At 62.5% G+C, this 19,022-nt stretch carries 22 protein-coding genes and 1 pseudogene; 12 read left to right on the top strand and 11 right to left on the bottom strand.

From position 1 onward, the window contains the following. Positions 1-76: 76 nt before the first annotated feature. The 5 genes from norR (at position 77) to ubiT (ending at position 4,616) form a co-directional block, all read left to right on the top strand. On the top strand, positions 77-1,603 hold the full coding sequence (gene norR, locus DQ405_RS05370; RefSeq protein WP_168423244.1) for a nitric oxide reductase transcriptional regulator NorR: 1,527 nt from the start codon (positions 77-79) through the stop codon (positions 1,601-1,603). A 128-nt stretch (positions 1,604-1,731) separates the two neighbouring features. Further along, on the top strand, positions 1,732-1,941 hold the full coding sequence (locus DQ405_RS05365) for a hypothetical protein (RefSeq protein ID WP_168423243.1): 210 nt from the start codon (positions 1,732-1,734) through the stop codon (positions 1,939-1,941). A 277-nt stretch (positions 1,942-2,218) separates the two neighbouring features. Beyond that, positions 2,219-3,214, top strand: a complete 996-nt coding sequence (ubiU, locus tag DQ405_RS05360; RefSeq protein WP_168423242.1) for a ubiquinone anaerobic biosynthesis protein UbiU — start codon at positions 2,219-2,221, stop codon at positions 3,212-3,214. A gap of 23 nt (positions 3,215-3,237) precedes the next feature. Further along, a complete protein-coding gene (locus DQ405_RS05355; RefSeq protein WP_168423241.1) occupies positions 3,238-4,128 on the top strand; it encodes a U32 family peptidase in 891 nt (296 codons plus the stop codon). After that, positions 4,122-4,616 carry a ubiquinone anaerobic biosynthesis accessory factor UbiT gene (gene ubiT, locus DQ405_RS05350; RefSeq protein ID WP_168423240.1) on the top strand — a complete coding sequence of 165 codons (495 nt, stop codon included), beginning with the start codon at positions 4,122-4,124 and terminating at the stop codon, positions 4,614-4,616. The genes DQ405_RS05355 and ubiT overlap by 7 nt, the downstream gene beginning before the upstream one ends. A gap of 131 nt (positions 4,617-4,747) precedes the next feature. Here the strand turns inward: ubiT and DQ405_RS05345 are convergent, their stop codons facing one another. Then, positions 4,748-5,134 carry a putative zinc-binding protein gene (locus tag DQ405_RS05345; protein ID WP_168423421.1) on the bottom strand — a complete coding sequence of 129 codons (387 nt, stop codon included), beginning with the start codon at positions 5,132-5,134 and terminating at the stop codon, positions 4,748-4,750. Positions 5,135-5,227: 93 nt separating this feature from the next. Further along, positions 5,228-5,905, bottom strand: coding sequence for a Crp/Fnr family transcriptional regulator (locus DQ405_RS05340; protein ID WP_168423239.1), 678 nt, complete (start codon positions 5,903-5,905; stop codon positions 5,228-5,230). 236 nt (positions 5,906-6,141) lie between these two features. Here DQ405_RS05340 and DQ405_RS05335 point away from each other — a divergent pair, with 236 nt between their 5' ends. The 3 genes from DQ405_RS05335 (at position 6,142) to DQ405_RS05325 (ending at position 9,129) form a co-directional block, all read left to right on the top strand. Further along, positions 6,142-8,148 carry a ribonucleoside triphosphate reductase gene (locus DQ405_RS05335; RefSeq protein ID WP_168423238.1) on the top strand — a complete coding sequence of 669 codons (2,007 nt, stop codon included), beginning with the start codon at positions 6,142-6,144 and terminating at the stop codon, positions 8,146-8,148. Positions 8,149-8,272: 124 nt separating this feature from the next. Beyond that, positions 8,273-8,437 (top strand): anaerobic ribonucleoside-triphosphate reductase, encoded by a 165-nt coding sequence (gene nrdD / locus DQ405_RS05330; RefSeq protein ID WP_168423237.1) that lies wholly within the window; start codon positions 8,273-8,275, stop codon positions 8,435-8,437. After that, positions 8,434-9,129, top strand: coding sequence for an anaerobic ribonucleoside-triphosphate reductase activating protein (locus DQ405_RS05325; RefSeq protein ID WP_168423236.1), 696 nt, complete (start codon positions 8,434-8,436; stop codon positions 9,127-9,129). The genes nrdD and DQ405_RS05325 overlap by 4 nt, the downstream gene beginning before the upstream one ends. Positions 9,130-9,245: 116 nt before the next feature. Here DQ405_RS05325 and DQ405_RS05320 read toward each other — a convergent pair whose 3' ends face one another. The 5 genes and pseudogenes from DQ405_RS05320 to DQ405_RS05300 form a co-directional block, all read right to left on the bottom strand. After that, the gene (locus DQ405_RS05320; RefSeq protein ID WP_446730864.1) at positions 9,246-9,455 is read right to left on the bottom strand and encodes a hypothetical protein; all 210 of its coding nucleotides are present in this window, start codon (positions 9,453-9,455) and stop codon (positions 9,246-9,248) included. Then, positions 9,446-10,822: a 4Fe-4S binding protein gene (locus tag DQ405_RS05315; RefSeq protein ID WP_168423235.1), complete on the bottom strand. Its 1,377-nt coding sequence runs from the start codon at positions 10,820-10,822 to the stop codon at positions 9,446-9,448. Before DQ405_RS05315 ends, DQ405_RS05320 begins: the two co-directional genes overlap by 10 nt. Beyond that, a pseudogene (locus DQ405_RS05310) lies at positions 10,819-11,675 on the bottom strand (FTR1 family iron permease). Before DQ405_RS05310 ends, DQ405_RS05315 begins: the two are co-directional and overlap by 4 nt. 21 nt (positions 11,676-11,696) lie before the next feature. Further along, the gene (locus tag DQ405_RS05305) at positions 11,697-12,029 is read right to left on the bottom strand and encodes a cupredoxin domain-containing protein (protein ID WP_168423234.1); all 333 of its coding nucleotides are present in this window, start codon (positions 12,027-12,029) and stop codon (positions 11,697-11,699) included. 13 nt (positions 12,030-12,042) lie between these two features. Beyond that, positions 12,043-12,576 (bottom strand): iron transporter, encoded by a 534-nt coding sequence (locus DQ405_RS05300; protein WP_168423233.1) that lies wholly within the window; start codon positions 12,574-12,576, stop codon positions 12,043-12,045. 318 nt (positions 12,577-12,894) lie between these two features. Between DQ405_RS05300 and mdtD the strand changes: the two genes are divergently transcribed. Then, positions 12,895-14,307, top strand: a complete 1,413-nt coding sequence (gene mdtD / locus DQ405_RS05295) for a multidrug transporter subunit MdtD (RefSeq protein WP_168423232.1) — start codon at positions 12,895-12,897, stop codon at positions 14,305-14,307. Positions 14,308-14,319: 12 nt separating this feature from the next. On the opposite strand, the gene DQ405_RS05290 is transcribed toward mdtD, so the two are convergent. Then, a complete protein-coding gene (locus tag DQ405_RS05290) occupies positions 14,320-14,532 on the bottom strand; it encodes a hypothetical protein (RefSeq protein ID WP_168423231.1) in 213 nt (70 codons plus the stop codon). Between the two features lie 437 nt (positions 14,533-14,969). Between DQ405_RS05290 and DQ405_RS05285 the strand changes: the two genes are divergently transcribed. Then, positions 14,970-15,227 (top strand): hypothetical protein, encoded by a 258-nt coding sequence (locus DQ405_RS05285; protein ID WP_168423230.1) that lies wholly within the window; start codon positions 14,970-14,972, stop codon positions 15,225-15,227. Here the strand turns inward: DQ405_RS05285 and DQ405_RS05280 are convergent. Next, on the bottom strand, positions 15,199-15,942 hold the full coding sequence (locus tag DQ405_RS05280) for an ArsR/SmtB family transcription factor (RefSeq protein ID WP_168423229.1): 744 nt from the start codon (positions 15,940-15,942) through the stop codon (positions 15,199-15,201). The genes DQ405_RS05285 and DQ405_RS05280 overlap by 29 nt on opposite strands. 76 nt (positions 15,943-16,018) lie before the next feature. On the opposite strand from DQ405_RS05280, the gene DQ405_RS05275 reads away from it, so the two are divergent. Together DQ405_RS05275 and DQ405_RS05270 are read left to right on the top strand one after the other, a co-directional pair. Further along, positions 16,019-16,366, top strand: coding sequence for an NIPSNAP family protein (locus DQ405_RS05275; RefSeq protein WP_168423228.1), 348 nt, complete (start codon positions 16,019-16,021; stop codon positions 16,364-16,366). After that, positions 16,363-16,710 (top strand): antibiotic biosynthesis monooxygenase family protein, encoded by a 348-nt coding sequence (locus tag DQ405_RS05270; protein ID WP_168423227.1) that lies wholly within the window; start codon positions 16,363-16,365, stop codon positions 16,708-16,710. The genes DQ405_RS05275 and DQ405_RS05270 overlap by 4 nt, the downstream gene beginning before the upstream one ends. A gap of 78 nt (positions 16,711-16,788) precedes the next feature. Here DQ405_RS05270 and DQ405_RS05265 read toward each other — a convergent pair whose 3' ends face one another. Continuing rightward, entirely contained in the window at positions 16,789-18,120 is a 1,332-nt protein-coding gene (locus tag DQ405_RS05265) for an ATP-binding protein (protein ID WP_168423226.1), read from the bottom strand. Beyond that, on the bottom strand, positions 18,117-18,809 hold the full coding sequence (locus tag DQ405_RS05260; RefSeq protein ID WP_168423225.1) for a response regulator transcription factor: 693 nt from the start codon (positions 18,807-18,809) through the stop codon (positions 18,117-18,119). Before DQ405_RS05260 ends, DQ405_RS05265 begins: the two co-directional genes overlap by 4 nt. Between the last annotated feature and the right edge of the window lie 213 nt (positions 18,810-19,022).

Here is a 19,022-nt window from a genome sequence, read left to right as displayed (position 1 = left end):
AAGGAGTAAAATATTTGGCTGGTTAAATCTACCTAGGCGGTTTAGGGTTTAAAAAACCTTGAGGGTAATTGACACCATGATGGAAGAAGCACTGCTGGCCGACCTGGTTACCGAACTGCCCAATGCGGTTCGCCTGCAACGGCTGGTGCATACGCTGCAGGAGCGTTTCCGCTGCGGTGCGATCGTGCTGCTGCGTCTCGACGAGGATACGTTGCGTCCGCTGGCCGCGGTGGGGCTGGTGCAAGAAGCGCTCGGTCGGCGCTTCGTGGTGGCTCAGCATCCGCGGCTTGCCGCCATCCTCTCGCAACGTGAGCCCACCTGGTTCGAGCCCGACAGTCGATTGCCTGATCCCTACGACGGCCTGCTCGATGAGCATGCTGGCGAGCCGTTGCCGGTGCACGATTGCATGGGCGTCAGCTTGTTCGTGGAAGGCAAGTTGTGGGGCGCGCTGACCCTCGATGCGATGCACGCCGGCACCTTCGATGACGATGCGCGGCGCGACCTGCAGCGTTATACGCTGGTGATCGAGGCAGCCATCCGCATCACTCGACTGGAGCATGAAAACCGCGGCCTGCGCCTGGCCCGCAGCGATGTGCTGGAGCCGACCCAGGTTCCGAGCGCAGGCGAGATCCTTGGGCAGAGTCAGGTCATCGCTGAACTGCTGCGCGAGTTGGAGGTGGTCGCCGACTCCGAACTGCCGGTGCTGTTGCTGGGTGAAACGGGGGTCGGCAAAGAGCTGTTCGCGCGCTGGCTGCACCGTCATTCGCGGCGTCGAAACAAGCCGCTGGTTCTGGTTAACTGCGCCGCGTTGCCCGAATCCTTGGCGGAAAGCGAGCTGTTCGGCCACGTCAAGGGCGCGTTTTCCGGCGCGACCACGGACCGCCCGGGCCGTTTTGATGCTGCCAACGGTGGCACGCTGCTGCTCGATGAAGTGGGCGAGCTGCCGCTGGTGGTCCAGGCCAAGCTGTTGCGCACGCTGCAGAATGGCGAGATTCAACGCCTCGGTGCCGATAAGCCGCGCCAGGTCGATGTGCGGATCATCGCTGCGACCAATCGCAATCTGCGTGAGAGCGTGCGTGACGGGCATTTTCGCGCCGATCTCTATCATCGTCTTTCCGTCTACCCGGCGCCGATTCCACCGCTGCGTGAGCGTGGCAACGATGTGCTGATCCTGGCCGGCTACTTCCTCGAACTGAACCGCGCGCGGCTGGGGCTGCGCAGCATGCGGCTGTCACCGGCCGCCGAACGCGCATTGCTCGGCTATGCCTGGCCGGGCAACGTGCGTGAGTTGGAGCATGTCATCAGTCGCGCGGCGCTGCGGTTGCTCAGTCGAGGTGCGTCGCGCAGCGAAATTCTTACGTTGGAACCCGACCTGCTCGATCTGGACGGTGGGCCGTCCACGGCGCTGGCGCCCGTCGCCGAAGTGACGCCAGCGACCCAGGCGGAAATCGTTTCGCTGCGTGAATCGGTCGACGCCTGCCAGCGCCAGGCGATCATCCGTGCGCTGGAAGCCAGCGGGGAAAACTGGGCGCAAGCCGCGCGGCTGCTGGATGTCGATTCGAGCAACCTGCACAAGCTGGCCAGGCGGCTGAAGCTCAAGTAACCGTTGGCGGACGGACACGCCCCGATGGTGGCAGGCGTTCGGTTCAGATGCCTGCCGCCAAGCGGCACGAGTCGTCGCGTGAGCCTAGTGGTCTAAGCTCCAGAACATGACCTATCGAGGAGATTTCCATGGCTCTGGACCATGACCAGTTCGAAGCGTTGCTGACCGAGGCCTTGGCCCATGCGGAACGCGCCGCCAGCGAGAATAACCCGCAGCACTACCAGCAGGCCTTCGTTGCCAGCCTCAAGGCGATGCGCATGCTGGCTGAAGAGTCCGGTGCCTGGCGACAAATGGTGGCGCGCGCCACCGAGGAGTTCGAGGGCGACGAAGGGATATAGCGAGGCCCGAGGCTGGACGGCCGGTGCACTTGCATTGCTTGAATGGTGGTGGGCTGAAGCCCACCCTACAGTGACAGCACCTCAGTAGGGTGGCTTAGCCCACCGATCGCCCTACAAACACATGTCGACGAATTACCCGCACTGCCGCGCCGCGGCCTCCTTGACGTCCATCAATGCCGATCGCGGGTCGGCTACCTAGACTGCCGGCCTTCCGTCCGCTCCCGGACGGGCACCGTTGCCGTCGGCGCGGTGCGCATCTGCATGTCTAGGAGTTCCCATGCACCTGGTCTGTCCGGCAGGTAGCCTGCCCGCGTTGAAGGCCGCCGTCCAGCAGGGCGCCGATGCCATTTATGTCGGTTTTCGAGACGACACCAATGCCCGCCATTTCGCCGGCCTGAACATGGATGCGAAGCAGCTCGACAAGGGTCTGCAGCTGATTCGCGAGAAACGCCGCGAGCTCTATATCGCCGTAAACACCTATGCTCAGCCAGAAGGTTGGTCCCGCTGGCAGCGCGCAGTGGATCAGGCCGCGGACATGGGCGTGGACGCGCTGATTGCCGCGGACCCCGGCGTGCTGGGCTACGCCGCAAAGCGCCATCCACAACTGAATCTGCATCTGTCGGTGCAGGGCTCGGCGACCAATGCGGCAGCGCTGGCTTTCTACCAGCAGCGCTACAACATCAAGCGCGCCGTGTTGCCCCGTGTGTTGTCGCTCAAGCAGGTCAAGCAGGTCGCCGCGAGCAGCCCGGTGCCGATCGAAGTCTTCGCCTTCGGCAGTCTATGCATCATGGCCGAGGGCCGCTGCCATCTGTCTTCCTATCTCACCGGTGAGTCCCCGAACCTCTGCGGCGTCTGCTCGCCTGCCAAGGCGGTGCGCTGGAGCGAAGAGCCGGAAGGGCTGACCTCGCGCCTGAACAACGTACTCATCGATCGCTATGCCGAGGGCGAATCGGCCGGGTATCCGACGCTGTGCAAGGGTCGCTTCATGGTCAACGGTGAGCGCTTCCACGCATTGGAAGAGCCGACCAGCCTGAACACCCTCGACCTGATTCCCGAACTCGCCGCCATCGGCGTCACCGCAATGAAGATCGAAGGCCGCCAACGCAGCCCGGCCTATGTCGAGCAGGTCACCCGGGTCTGGCGCGCGGCGCTGGATTGCTACCTGCAGGCACCCCAGCGGTATGCCGTCCATCCGGACTGGCGTGCGGTGCTTGATGGACTGTCCGAGGGCTCGCAAACCACGCTCGGCGCCTATCACCGGGCATGGCAGTGATCCCCTTTCGCAAGGAACCAACCATGAAACTCAGCCTCGGGCCCGTACTCTTCTACTGGGATCGCCAGCACACCTTGGACTTCTACGCCGACATGGCCAGCATGCCGCTCGACGTCATCTATCTGGGCGAGACCGTCTGCTCCAAGCGCCGCGACATGGGGCTGGACGACTGGATCGGACTGGCGCGCGATCTGGCCCAGGCGTCCGCAGCGCAGTTGGTGCTGTCCGGTCTGACGCTGGTCGAGGCCGCTTCGGAGCTGTCCGGCCTGCGCCGGCTCTGCGACAACGGCGAGCTGTTGGTCGAAGCCAATGACATGGGGGCGGTGCATTACTTGGCCGAGAAGGGTCTGCCCTTCGTTGGCGGTCCGGCGCTGAACCTCTACAACGGCTATGCCTTGGCTGAACTGGTCAGAAGCGGCATGCAGCGCTGGGTGCCGCCGGTGGAAATCTCCGGCGCGATGATCCGGGACGCACGTGCGCAGCTGTCGAGTCTGGATGTCACCGTGCCGGAGATCGAGATCTTTGCTTACGGTCATTTGCCGCTGGCCTACTCGGCACGCTGCTTCACCGCTCGCGCGGAAAACCGGCCGAAGGACGACTGCCAGTTCTGCTGCCAGAATTATCCAGAAGGCATTCCATTGCTGAGCCAGGAAGGTGAGGCGCTGTTCACCATCAATGGCATCCAGACCATGTCGGCCTCGGTCAGCAATCTGCTGGCGGACTATCCTGCGTTGGTCGAAAGCGGCGCTGACCTGCTGCGTCTGAGCCCGAGGGCATCGGGGATGATCGAGGTGGTCGGGGCGTTCGATGCGGTGCGCAAGGGCGCTCTGCCGCCGCTTGCCGTCGAGGGTTGCAATGGCTACTGGCATGGCCAGCCGGGCATGCTGCGGGCAGAGGAGGCCGGCTTATGCTGAATCCGCGTGCCCACCTGGTGAATCTCGGCGGGCGGCTGCTGCCGCTCGCGGCCCGGACGCCCTTTCTGTTGCAGCGTCTGGCGCTGGAACGCAGCCTCAATCAAGTATTTGCCGAGGCGCTGAGTGACGGTGCCTTCGATGTGCTCGATGGCCATTGGATGAAGCTCGAAGTCGCCGACCTCGGCCTGGCCTGGTGCTTGACCTGCGAGCGCGAGAAGCTGCGCATCGCCGCACAGGCGCCCGTGCAGGTGACTATCCGTGGCAACTGGCGCGAATTCCTGCTGCTGGCCAGTCGCCAGGAAGACCCGGACACCTTGTTCTTTCGTCGCCGGCTGGTCATTGAAGGTGACACGGAACTGGGCCTGGCAATCAAGAACCTGATCGACAGCCTCGATCCCGACACCTTGCCGAGCTGGCTGTGGAAATTACTGCAGGGGGCCGGTGAGGAAGTGGCCGCGGCTGGGCGGGCACAGGTGGCCGGAGCGTGATGCATCTAAACCAGCGGCAGCGCTACGTTATGGCTGGTCTGCTACTGGTCGTTGCCGGGCCGGAGGGTGGGCTTCGGTCCACCACCGCCTGACTGATTGAATCGAACCGCAGTGAAACGCTCGGTGGGTGATCACCCCGAGCGCAGCTGCATCCGATCGCTGGCGATAACACCCTTCAGGTTCTCGAACAGGGTGTCGGCCTCGGCCTCCGAGCAATCTTCGCGGTAGCGCTTGCGCAGGCCGTAGCTGCTGAGGGTGATATGCACCTCCGGCGTGACACCGTGCTGCGCCAGGCAGGCCTGTGCGCAATGCAGCGGGCAGCCATCGATGGCCAGGATCGGGCGGCCGGAGACGGCCTTGTTAACTAGCGCCGGAACCCGTCCACCAACGCCGGCGATGCAGGACATCTCCGCCAGGCCGGCACGATCGAGGCGTACCGCAAGCGTGTTGGCCAGCTGCGCTACGTTGGAGCAGCCCGAACAGGAATAAACCAGCGGTAGGCGAGGCGTCGCCATCATATTCTCCCGATCCGATAGGTCGAAGGTTAGTATCCCGGCCATGGCGCTGACAGCCTTTGATGACCATCAAGAACCCGAGGCAATTGGCCGCAGTCAGTCCTGGTAGGCCGCGAGACCCTGGCTATCGAGGATTTCGATGCGCCGGCGTTGTACGTTGATCATGCCCGACTCGATCAAGCGGTGAAGGATGCGCGAGAACGTCTCGGGCTGAATGCCCAGCTTGGACGCGATCAGGCGTTTGGGCACGTCGAGGGTGATAACGCCGCTGTCGTCTTCCTGTGATTGATAAAGAAAACGCACCACGCGATGGCTGGCGTTGGCCAGGGTCAGGGTGTCGATCTCGTTCATGCGTTGATGCAGACGGATGCTCAAGGTGGCGAGGATGTCCAGGCATATGCTCGGGTGCTCCTCGAGCATGCGTCGGTAGTGGGGGCCGTGCAGGCTCGCCACCAGACTGGCCTTGAGTGCCGTGGCGCTGACCGGGTAATTCGGCGTGCCGGTGAACAGCAGCGCTTCGGCGAAGGACTCACCTCCACGGATGACTTCGACCAGCTTTTCCTGGCCATCGCAGACCACGCGATGCAGTTTCACCTGGCCGCTGAACAGAAAATAGAAACGTTCGGCCTTGTCGCCCTGATGAAACAGCGCGGCGCCGGCGGGCAATCGCTTGAGATTGGCCGAAGCACAGACCTCCTGCAGTGCCGCCTCGGGCAGCCGACTGAACAAGTGATGGCGGCGGAGCTCCGCAACAAGGGATGTTTCGGTGAGCATGGTTCCTCCACCGGTGCGCGCCCGGGATTGTTCGAAGCTGCATCGTAGGAGTGCTGGCGCTCGCGCTTCCTTGATCACCGACAAGATCGCCGGCCGTAGTCGGCTCAGGCGCTGGCCTGAAAAAGACCCGACGCGAATTGACGATGGTCAATTCGTTTAGCCCGGTGATTCTCTACATTCCACACCATATTGTGGTTTTTGGTTCTTTCTTAGCTATATATGGTGATGGAGACACGATGATCAGGCTCGAGGAAATAGTTCAACCCGTCTCGCTACGTAAGCGAGATGGACGTCTGGTCGCGTTCGAGCTGGACAAGATAGGCAGCGCGATCGAGGCGGCGGGCCTGGCGACCGCTGAGTTCGACCAGGCCACTGCGCAGGCCTTGGCCGCTCAGGTGCTGGGACGTCTCTCGCAGCGAGTGGTGGAGGTGGAACAGGCGCAGGATGCGGTCGAACGGGTCCTGATGGAGGCCGGGCATTACGCGACCGCGCGCGCCTATATCGTCTATCGCGAGCAGCATGGCAGGCTGCGCCGTGATCGCAAGGCGATTGTCGATGTCGCCGCATCAATGAATGAGTACCTGTCCCGTGAGGACTGGCGCGTGCGAGCCAACGCCAATCAGGGTTATTCGCTGGGTGGGTTGATCCTCAACGTGTCCGGCAAGGTCACCGCCAACTATTGGCTGGACGAGGTGTACAGCCCGGAAATCGGCACCGCCCATCGCGAGGGTGACCTGCATATCCACGATTTGGACATGCTCGCTGGCTATTGCGCGGGCTGGTCGTTGCGCTCCTTGCTCAACGAAGGCTTCAACGGGATTCCCGGACGGGTCGAGGCGGGGCCGCCCAAGCACCTTTCCAGCGCGCTGGGGCAGATGGTCAATTTCCTTGGCACTCTGCAGAACGAATGGGCCGGTGCTCAGGCGTTCAGCAGTTTCGATACCTACCTTGCCCCGTTCGTGCGCAAGGACGACCTGGGATTCGCCGAGATTCGCCAAGCCATCCAGGAGTTCATCTACAACCTCAACGTGCCGTCTCGCTGGGGCACTCAAACGCCGTTTACCAACCTCACCTTCGATTGGGTCTGCCCCGAAGACCTGCGGGAGCAGTTTCCCTATATCGGTGGCGAGGAAATGCCGTTTGCCTATGGCGACCTGCAAGCGGAGATGGAGCTGATCAACCGTGCGTATATAGAGGTCATGCAAGCGGGTGACGGGCTGGGACGGGTGTTCACCTTCCCGATCCCGACCTACAACATCACCCACGATTTCCCCTGGGACAGCGAGAACGCCGACCGCCTGTTCGAAATGACGGCGCGCTATGGGCTGCCGTACTTCCAGAACTTTCTCAACTCCGACATGCAGCCCAACCAGGTACGTTCGATGTGCTGCCGGCTGCAATTGGATGTGCGCGAACTGCTCAAGCGTGGCGGTGGACTGTTCGGTTCCGCTGAGCAAACCGGATCGCTCGGCGTGGTGACCATCAACTGCGCGCGTCTGGGCTATCTGCATCAGGGCGATCGCGCCGGACTCTACGCACATCTGGACGCGCTGCTGGAAATGGCCAAGGAGAGTCTCGAGGTCAAACGCAAGGTGATCCAGCACCACATGGATGCTGGACTGTATCCCTACACCAAGCGTTACCTCGGCACCCTGCGCAATCACTTTTCAACCATCGGGGTGAATGGCCTGCACGAAATGGTGCGTAACTTCACCGAGGATGCCGAAGGCCTGCACACACCAGCAGGGCGGGCTCTGGCCATCGATCTGCTCGATCATGTTCGGGCGGAGCTGGTGCGCTTCCAGGAAGAAACAGGCCACCTGTACAACCTGGAGGCGACGCCTGCAGAAGGCACCACCTATCGCTTCGCCAAGGAAGACCGCAAGCGCTTCGCGGACATCCGGCAAGCGGGCTCTGCCGAGGCGCCGTACTACACCAACTCCTCGCAGCTGCCGGTGGGCTTCACCGATGATCCCTTCGAGGCCTTGGCATTGCAGGACGAACTGCAGACCAAATACACCGGCGGCACCGTGCTGCACCTGTACATGGCCGAACAGATCTCGTCGACACAGGCCTGCAAGAACCTGGTACGCAAGGCCCTCGGCCGTTTCCGTCTGCCGTACCTGACTGTCACCCCAACGTTCTCCATCTGCCCGGTGCACGGTTACCTGAGCGGCGAACATGAGTTCTGCCCGAAGTGCGACGAGGTGCTTTTGGCCAAGCAGCAGAGTTGCTGCGCCTGACCTTTACGAGCGAGAGGATGCCCGGTCCTCGATCGCGAAACAGGCGCGCCCACGATTCGCGGGCAAGCTCGCTGCTACATCACTTTCATCCATCCGTTAGACATCGTTAGAAAAGGAGCGACCCATGAAAACGACTCAACTCCCCGAAACCCAACGCCAGCGCTGTGAAGTCTGGACCCGTGTCATGGGCTATCACCGCCCGGTGGCGGCATTCAATCCGGGCAAGCAATCGGAGCACCGCGAGCGCCAGCATTTCACCGAAGCGGCCGCCCAGGTCACGCCTGAGTGAATGCGAGGCTACGGGTCGGGGGACTGGTTCCCCTGACCACCCTGGATTTTCCGGATCATCTGGCCTGCGTGCTGTTCTGCCAGGGTTGTGGCTGGCGTTGCCGTTACTGCCATAACCCGCAATTGATCCCCGCCAGTGGCGCGCAGGAGAAAAGCTGGGAAGACATTCTGGATTTTCTCCGGCAACGTGCGGGCTTGCTCGATGCCGTGGTCTTCAGCGGAGGTGAGCCGACCTTGCAGCTAGCGTTACCCGAGGCGATTGCCGAGGTGCGTGCAATGGGCTTCAAGATCGGACTGCACAGCGCCGGGATCAAACCGAAACTGTTCCGGCAGGTATTGCCGCTGGTGGACTGGGTGGGCTTTGACGTCAAGGCGCTGCCCGAGCACAGCACGTTGATCACCGGTGTTGAAGGTAGCGGCAGCGCCAACTGGAAAAGCCTCGACTACCTGCTGGAAAGCAGCGTCGCACACGAGTGCCGGATCACCGTGCATTGGCAGCTGTTCGATGCCGATCGCCTCTGGGACATGGCGCAGCGCCTGCGCAGATTGGGTGTCGAACGCTTCGCCGTGCAATGCGTGCGCACGGCTCGGATGCTCGACGAATCACTGCGCGAAAACCGCGCGCCCTATGATCAGCAGAAGCTCTGGGAGCGATTGGGGAAGTTGTTTCCGTCCTTCGTGCTGCGCGGCTAGGCGATCGTTGCGGCGTTATGGCATTCGGCATTACGGCGTTGCGGTGGGCTGAAGCCCACCCTACAGGGCACGCTTAGCAGTAGGTGGGCTTCAGCCCACCATTGCGGAGCGAAGGATCAGCTCCAACCCCAAAACTGCAGATACCAGCCATAGGCAACCATCGCGGTGCCCAACACAACGCAGCTGAACGCGGTGAGCCGGTGCAGCCCATTGGCGCCGTAGCGGCTGATCACCTTCCACGCGAGATAGAGACTCCAACCGATGGCACGCTTAGCAGTAGGGTGGGCTTCAGCCCACCATTGCGGAGCGCGGCGGATCAGCTCCAACCCCAAAACTGCAGATACCAGCCATAGGCAACGACCGCGGTGCCCAAGACGACGCAGCTGAACGCGGTGAGCCGGCGCAGCCCATTGGCGCCGTAGCGGCTGATCACCTTCCACGCGAGATAGAGACTCCAGCCGATGGCTCCGGCCAGCAACAGAGCGCGTGCCGGCTGGGCCCAGGCGAGGATGAACCCTTCGTAGCGCAGCAGCTTGATGGTGGTGGCCGAAAGCCCGAGAAACAACCCGGCTCCGCCCAGCGGCGTCAGCGTCAGCGCCAGGTGATGGAAAACGTCACCGCCGCGGTTCATCAGCCGTACAGCGCTGCGCAGTAGCAGCCACAGCGCGCCGCCAATGATGAGCGAGCAGCCGCCGATGTAGGTGAGAATCGCCGCGCCGTCGAGCCAGGTGAAGGCATCGTTGGCCTGTGGGTAATGGGTCAGCAGCCACCAAGGCGCGTTGGCTTCGAGCGGCCAGAAGATATCGCGGTCGACCAACCACTCGGCGGCCGTCTGCTTGAGCGTGATGAACCAGGGACTGACCGTCCACTGGAAGGCGCCCATGGCCAGGCCGATCATGCCGAAGAGCAGCAGCGTGCTGTCCCAATGCCCCTGTTGCGGCTGGTTGCCGACGATCAGGATTTCCTGGTTCGGTGAACGGGCGGTGAGGGCGACGGCCCCACGTTGGCCACTGCAACGACCGCAGGCGTGGCATTCGCCGTTGCCCTGCATGCGGCGGATGTCGATCAGCGGCGCGCAGTTGGGGGTCGCCAGCTTCGGTCCTTGATTGGCCTGCCAGCGTTCCTCATCAACCTTGTAGTGCATCGGTGCCAGGCGTGCGAGCAGACCGAACACGCCGCTCACCGGGCACAGGTGCCGGCACCATACGCGTTTGCCACGGCCATAGAGAAAGCCGACGATCATCGCGGCGACGGTCGAGCCGCCGAGAATCAGCGCGGCGGCGCGGCCATAGTCATACACGCTGATCAACTGCCCATAGACGGTGGTAAGGATGAAGGCAATGGTCGGCCAACCGCTCCAGCGAATCCATTGCGGGGTGCGCTTGTTCAGCCCGCGCCAGCTGATCCATTCGCTGAGCGAGCCTTCGGGACAAAGCACGCCGCACCAGAGTCGACCGAACAGCACCATCGACAGCAGTACGAAGGGCCACCACAGTCCCCAGAACAGGAACTGGGCGAACACCGTGATGTTGTCGAGCATGCGCGCCTCGGACGGCGGTAGCGAGAGCACTGCCGGGACCAGCAGCAGGACCAGATAGAAGCCCACCACCAGCCACTGGATCAGGCGGATGGTGGAGGCATGCTGGCGCAGCAGATCACCGATGCGTGCCAGCCAGGGAGTATTAGCGATCATGCGATGCGAGCCTCCAGACGAGCCTCCGGCTTCGCTCGCAACCAGCCCCAGACCGCCAGCCAGTACAGCGCCATGACTATCGCCGCTGCCGTCGATGGCATGGCCCGATAGCCGGTCAGCCCGGCAATGGTGCCACCCAGCGTGCCGCCATCATCGAGCAGCGCAGAGGTATCCCACAGCGGATCGCCAAAGATTGCGTAGAAGGCTTCCGGTAACTCCATGCCCATCAATTGGCCGCTGAGCCGGTCGAGCCCGGCCATCAGCAGTGCGGCACCGAGCAATAGCAGCAGCGTCTCGCTGACTGCGAAGAAGCGTTTCCAGGAAAACAGCCGACTGCCGGCCTGCAGCGCCGCGTAGCTGAGCAGGGCGAGGACGAAGCCGAGCACGCCGCCAATTACGAAACCGGTCAGGTCAGCACCCTGCTGCTGGTGGCCGATGCCGTAGAGAAACACCACCGTTTCACTGCCTTCTCGTGCCACGGCGAGCATCGCCAGCACCAACAGGCCAATGCCGCTGCCCTGGCTCAGATGCGCGGCGGCGCTGTCCACCAGATTGCGCTTGAGGTCGCGGCCGTGATGATGCATCCAGCCGACCATCTGCAGGATCAACAGGGCGGCGATCACCAGCATGGCGCACTGGAACCACTCCCCGGCCGGCCGGCCAGCCAGTCGCCGGCGCTGAGAATGCCCCAACCCAAGAGCGAGGCCAGGCCCAGCCCGGCGACCACGCCACCCCAGAGCATGCGCAGCGCATGACGGTTGTCCGGCTGCTGGCTCAGCCACGCATGCAGGATGCCGATGACGAGTAGCGCCTCGACGCTTTCGCGCCAGACGATGAACATTGATTGGCCCATGTCGCTTCTCCTCGGAAGGAACTACTTGGCGATGATTTCCCCTTCCGGGAGGTCCATGTGGAACTCGTCGAAGAAGGGATAGCGGCCCGGTTTGAGCGGATGAATGACGACGAACGAGGTGACACCGGGCGAGAGCACCTTTTCCACCCGCAGGGGCGTGCTCTCGAATTCGGTGGGGCCACTGCCGGCGTTGATCACGACGATCTTGAAACGTTGACGAGCCGGCACCTCAATCGCCGCCGGTTCGAAATGGCCGTCGCGGATGGTCAGCTCGTAGGTAGGTAATCCGGCCTGCGCGCCGCCGGCGAAACCGACAGCAAGCAGGGCTAGGACAGGGAACAGGGTGCGGCGCATGCTGACCTCCGGCTTAGTAGCCGCCCTTCTTGCCGATGCCGGCATAGGTGAACTCGTAGTTCAGCTCGCAGCGTTCAAACCACGGCGCAACGCCGGTTTCCTTGTCAACGTGACGACCGAACATCCCGTGCTCGCCATTTGGCGGCGACACGACGAACGTCAGGGTGTACTTGCCCGGACCCATCAGCTTGACGTTATCGCCGTAGTGCGGGCCATCGTTGGCAACCATCGGATGAAAGTCGCCTTCGATCTTCTCGTTCGACCCTTTCTTGCTCAGCGCATAGCGGATGTTCAGGTAAGGGACGAAGCTGCCTTCCTGCCAGCCGTTGCGGTTGTCTTCGGTGGCGGCGATGTCGGCTTCCAGATGGACATCGGAGTCGGCGGTGGAGCGCATCATGCCGGCCGGTTCCATTTCCACTGGCTGCAGGTACACCGCACCCACTTCCATTCCACCGCACTGCTGCGGTTCACCGATGGGGTATTCCTTGGCCTGAGCGAGGGGCGCGAGCAACAGCGAAGTGATGGCGAGGGTAGCGGGAATACGCATGAAGCCTCCGAAAGGGCATATGAGATTTGAGTTGTGAGGGTCGCACTTGCGATGCTTAACGATAATGATTCGCGTCAATTCTGGGCGAAATAGTTTGTTACGTATACCGCGAGCCCATCTCGTCGACCTCCTCCGCAACGCTCAAAGACGCGAGTAGCGCGCGATTGCAGCCTTCGCTGCGTTGAGTTGTCACACCCTGCGAAGAACACCGTTCTCACGCACGTGGCAAAGACCAACGGGATACGCCACCGTTAAAAATTGTCTGTGTGTTCGCCGGGGTGCGGCCTACCATGTGCATTTTTCAAGTCAGGGGAGCCTATGCCTCAAACCGCTGTGCTGGACGCCCGAACCGCCCGCGTACTGCCCTGGCTGGTCGCCATCGCGTTCTTCATGCAGACCCTCGACGGCACCATTCTCAACACCGCCTTACCGGCCATGGCACGCGATCTCGCCGAGGATCCGCTGCGCATGCAAGGCGTGGTGATCGCCTACATGCTCACGGTGGCGCTGCTGATCCCGGCGTCTGGTTGGTTGGCGGACCGCTTCGGCTCTCGACGAATCTTTTTTTCCGCCATCCTGCTGTTCACGCTCGGCTCGCTGCTCTGCGCAATGAGTGTGAGCTTCAATCAGCTGGTGATTTCGCGGGTGGTGCAGGCCATCGGTGGCGCGCTGATGTTGCCGGTCGGGCGTCTGGTGGTGCTGCGCGCCTATCCGCGCAGCGAGTTCGTGCGGGTCATGACCTTCATCGCACTACCGGGCATGGTCGGTCCGCTGATCGGCCCGACGCTGGGTGGCTGGTTGGTGGAGTATGCGTCCTGGCACTGGATCTTCCTGATCAATCTGCCGGTCGGGTTGATCGGCTGTATCGCAGCGTTTCGCTTCATGCCCGACCTGAAAAGCACCGAGCGGACACGCTTCGATACTATCGGCTTTCTGCTGTTCGGTAGCGCGATGGTGCTGATCACCATCGCGCTCGAAGGGCTCGGCGAGATGCACATGCCGCACGCATGTGTCCTGCTGTTGATGGTGATCGGCAGTGCCTGCCTGGCGGCGTACTGGTTGCGTGCCGGGCATGTCGAAAAGCCGCTGTTCAGTCCGTCGCTGTTCCATACCCGCAGTTTCGCCGTCGGCATTTTCGGCAACCTGTTTGCCCGTCTGGGCAGCGGGGCGCTGCCTTTCCTGCTGCCGCTGCTGCTGCAGGTGGCGCTGGGCTATTCGCCAGCGCAGGCGGGTATGACGATGATCCCGCTGGCGCTCGGCGCCATGCTTATCAAGCCCCTGGCCAAGCCGCTGATCGATCGTCTCGGCTATCGGCGCATCCTGGTTAGCAACACCCTGTTGCTGGGAAGCCTGATCGGCAGCCTGGCAACGATCGATGGAGACACCCCGACGATGCTCCTGCTACTGCACCTGAGCCTGATCGGGATGGTCAATTCGATGCAGTTCACCGCGATGAATACCGTGACGCTGGTTGGGCTCAGCGACCAGAACGCCAGCAGCGGCAACGGCCTGCTATCGGTAGTGGTGCAGTTGTCGATGAGTCTGGGTGTGGCTTCGGCGGGTGCGTTACTAGGTGGTTTTACCGTTCCGGGTGCAGACGGCGAGGCCGTGTTACGGGCGTTTCACCTGACCTTCCTGTGCATTGGCGTAATGTCGATGCTGGCTGCAACGCTGTTCTTTCAGCTGGACGGCAAGCAAGCCATGGCTGCGCGAATCATCGACGATGAGTAACCGGAAGCGGAATCAGCCGATGCAGAGATCGGCTTCTTCATCCTCGGGAATCTCGTCCGTGACGATGACTCGTGCGTGGTGGCTGTTTTCCTCTTCCATGCGCAGGCCGAAGTAGCGGGTGTCATACGCATCCCAGAACGCTTCGACCTGCTCCATCGTGGCGGCCTCGAGGAGTACCTCCAGGCTGTGTTCCAGGACAATGGTGTAGAGTTTTTCGGAAGACATGATTAGCAGGCTCGTGCTCGATTCAGAAGAGTCGCTGCGCCTCTGCAGCGGTGATGTCATTCTGACAGCTGGCGACTTGATTTCAGTGCCCGCTCATCGCCTTCCCGTTGTGTTCCGCTGAACGGTTCACTGGCGATGCGGTCGCGCAGCGCACCACTCCATTGGCAGTGGCGCCGTCCGGTCTTCGATTTTTTATATGTCGCTAATAACGACATATCGCAGGCTCGTCTGTCCGCGTAGCGCCTGGCGGAACTGACGCGTCGCGCGTAGATATGCCAGCGGCGGATTTTCCGGCGCCTTCGCACGTTTCTTTCCTGCATGGTTTATCCGCTGTGTTTGTTTACCTGTTCAGGTAAACATTATCGACCTGTCGTGTAACGCGACATAAGGTGCGCCGACTGCCGGGATCGACCGGTGTCAGAGCAGAAGGAATTGATATGAGTGCGATGAGTGTGTCTTGGCTGGCAACGGGAATCGCCCTGTGTGCGGTGCTGGTACTGGCGATACTGCTCTGGGTGCAGTGGCTGCACACCCAACAGCACAGGGAGGAGTTGAGCGTGTTGCGTGAGCTGCTACAAGGCCTAGGCGAGGTGATCCAGCGGCTCGAACAGGAAAAAGCCGAGCTGACCGCCGGCCTGCGCGCGGAAAAGGGTCAGGTCGAACAGCTCAAGCGACAGTTGGGGCAGTCGAGGTGATTCGGGTGGGATCGGCTGGCGCTGACGGCGGACGCGTCGAGGCGAAGGTGGCCAGCAGTGACGCCTCGCCCTCCACGCTGAAGATGATGGCGCGCGAGTCCATGGCTCGCTTCGCCCAGCCAAGCTCCTGGATTCTTATCAGGAGGGCGGCGCCGAGCGCACCGGCCAAGTGATGCCTGCGCTCGCTCCAATCCAGGCATGCTCTACAAAACGAGCGTTTCGAAGACGCGACCGCATCCGTGTCGATCCCTAATCGGTGGTACCACGCCCGACCATGTTCGGTGAGCCAAAGGCCTTCCTGACGGATTTCGAACACCCCTTGACCGAGCATCTCGTCGTACACCCGGACCCCCAGCTCACCCGCAAGATGGTCGTAACAGATTCGGGCTCTGCGCAGAGCCGGTTCGCGTGGGCCGGTGCGTGGACGAAAACCTTCGCTGCGCAACGCCATGCCCATCAGCGACTCGAGGACTTGCGCTATTTCCGGCCCGGCAAGGCGGAAATAGCGATGCCGACCCTGCCGGTCGACCTTCAGCAACCCAGCGTCGAGCAGCTTAGCAAGGTGAAAGCTGATGGTCTGCTTGGTCACACCGGCGACGTTCGCCAGTTCAGTAGCCGTCAGGGCGCCACCGGACATCAAAGCGGACAGGACCTCCGCTCGAGCGTTGTCTCCGATAAGCGCCGCGATGCGCACGATATTAGGGCCGTCAGTCATGGTTCGATCCTAGTCGAACCACCAAAGGCCGGCAAAGCGCTACCGTGCCCCTACCTGTTCGAGAGGAGGAAAGCACATGGGCATCACCTGCGTTATCCGCTACGAGATCGATCCTTTCCAGCGCGACGCATTCAAGGAATACGCCACACACTGGGCGAACATCATTCCCAGGTGCGGCGGGCACTTGCTGGGCTACTTCCTGCCTCACGAGGGAACCAACGATATCGCCTGGGGCTTGATCGCGTTCGAGAGCCTGGGGGCCTACGAGACATACCGTGCCCGTTTGCGATCCGATCCTGACGGACGCCGCAACTTCGCCATGGCGCATGAGCGCCGGTTGATCCTCAAGGAGGAGCGCACGTTCGTCGAGGTGGTGGACGGCACGCTCGGTGTGGCACCCGTGAGTGCAGGAGGCGCGTCATGATCGCGGTGATTTTCGAGGTGGTGCCTCATGCCGACCGGCGCCAGAACTACTTCGAGGCCGCGAATGCCTTGCGCGCGCACCTGGACGGTATCGACGGCTTTCTCTCGATCGAACGCTTCGAAAGCCTGACCAACCCCGGAAAGATACTTTCGCTTTCGTTCTGGCGGGATGAAGAGGCCGTGAGGCAGTGGCGGAACTTCGAGCCTCACCGGTCCATCCAGAAGGCTGGCCGAGAGGTCATCTTTGCCGACTACCGGCTCCGCGTCGCCACGGTCATTCGCGACTATGGCCTGGAGGATCGCGACGAGGCGCCCACGGACTCGCGGCATGCGCACCCGTCATAGCCGGCCAGGTGTGCAGTGACAGAGGCGCTTGCAGGCGGTAGCGCTGGAGGTGGCGCTGCTATGCGGCCGGGCGATGCACTAGTCCGTTCTTTCCAGATCGACGACGAGGTCGACTCGCAGGCCGTCGCTAAGCGGTATGAAACTGAGCTCACAATCACAGCGCTCGGCGATGGCCTGGACGATAGACAATCCAAGCCCGCTGCCGTCGCCCTCGGTGCTTCGCCAGAAGCGCTCGGTGAAACGCTCGATCATCTCGGGCGGAATGCCGGGTCCGTGATCCTGCACGCTGAAGCGGACCTTGCGCTCGCCATGCGGTTCGAGCGTCAAGCGGACAGCCGTGCCGTCCGGTGTGTGGCGACGCGCATTGTCCAGCAGGTTGCGCAACGCTGCGATGGCCAAGGCGGGCGGCATCGCCAGAACGCGGCGAGACAGGTTGTCCGCCGCATGCATGTCGATGGCTGGGCCGGCCTGCTGGCTGGCGTCGGTGATCGCCAGCTGTGCCACATCGATTGCCGTGCAGCGAAGGCCGTCATCGAACGAAACGCGACCCTCGACGCGGGCGAGCATGAGCAATTGCTCCAGTGTTCGATGCAGGCGATCGGTGCCGATCTCGGCCTGGGCCAGGGCCCGTTTGGCCGTATCGCCGTCGGTCATCGCGGCGACCTGCAGGTGGGTCTTGATGGCCGTCAACGGGCTGCGTAACTCATGCGCGGCATCGTCGGTCAGGCGGCGCTCGCGCTCGAGGGTCTTTGCGATCCGTGCGAACAGCTGATTCTGCGTTTCGACCAGCGGCGCCAGCTCCCGCGGCAACCGCTCGATGTGCAGTGGCTCGACTGAATCGGCACTACGTTGCGCCAACGCGATACGGATTCGCCTGAGCGGCGAAAGGCCGTTGCCGATGCCGATCCATAGCACGATCAGGCTCCCCAGCAGCGCGATGAATACCGGGAGCGCGGCGGCCAGGAGAACCGATCGCTTCAGCGCATCGCGTTCATCGAGACGATCAGCCGTGGTGATGCGCATGCCATTCTGGATCAGGGTAAAGCTGCGCCAGGCCGTATCGGCGATCATCTGATCGTGAAAGCCGGTGCGCTGGGCGTCCAGAAGATCGTCTGGCGCCGCGTGGCTGCGTGCCAGGACCTCGCCACGTAACGAGCTGACCTGGCAGGCGAGACCATTCGGAATGCCCAGCTGCTCTGCGCTCAGCCGGGCAGCGCCGCCTTCACCCAGCTGGGGTTGAGGAAGCTGCACCAACAGGCCGGCGACCATTCGGGCGGATGCCGCCAGACGCTGATCGAGCGAGAGCATCAATTGGTTGCGAACGTCGAACAGCATCCAGGTAGCCGCCAGCCCCCAGAGCAGGACGAATGCAGCGCCGAGCGTGACGGTCAGGCGAAGGCGCAGGCTCATGATCCGGCTTCCTGAGCCGGATCATCCTGGCCGGCCGCGCCCAGGCGATAACCAAGCCCTCGTACGGTCTCGACGATGCCATTGCCGAGCTTGCGGCGAAGATGATGGATATGGACATTGAGGGCGTTGCTCTCGACGTCTTCTCCCAGCCCGTACACCGCGTCCTTGAGCTGCTCGGCCGATAGCACGCGCCCGGGGTTGTGCAGAAGCGCTTGTAGCAGCGCCTGTTCACGGCGGGACAGATCGATGGGGTGGCCGTTCAAGGAAGCGGCGCAGGCTGCCGGGTCGTAGACCAGCGATCCGTGCTCGATAAGGTGACTCGTGCGGCCGGCGGCCCGCCGCAGCAGCGCAAGCAGGCGGGCGGCGAGCTCGCGCAGGTCGAACGGTTTGACCAGGTAATCATCGGCACCCGCGTGCAACCCGGAAACCCGTTCAGTCACCGCATCTCGTGCGGTCAGAATCAGTACGGGCAGCTCGGCTCCGCGACGGCGTAGACGATGAAGGAAGGCCAACCCATCCTCGTCGGGCAGACCCAGATCGAGAATCATCAGATCGAAGCGGGCACTGCGCAGCATGGCGTCGGCCTGCGCCGCCGTAGCGGCGTGGGCCACACTGAAGCCCTGAGCTTCGAGCCCAGCGACGATTCCGCTCGCGATGAGCGCGTTGTCTTCTGTCAGCAGAACATGCATGGATTGAGGTCGTTGGAAACACGCCAGCCAGTGTCTTCGGCCAGGATTAACGGAGCATTATGGATGGTACGCCGACTTGATCAGGTTCGCTGGCGGCAACCGTCATATGGCGTTTCATACATCCATTGCGGGACCCGCGCCCAGCGATTGGTGATTCGTTAATGGGCTCTTAATCCCGGGCCGCCATGCTCGCCGCGTATTTGATTACAGGGT

Source organism: Pseudomonas sp. SST3, assembly GCF_003325755.1.
The sequence above is the reverse complement of the archived record's forward strand: the minus strand, read 5'-3'. Positions and strand labels throughout refer to the sequence as shown.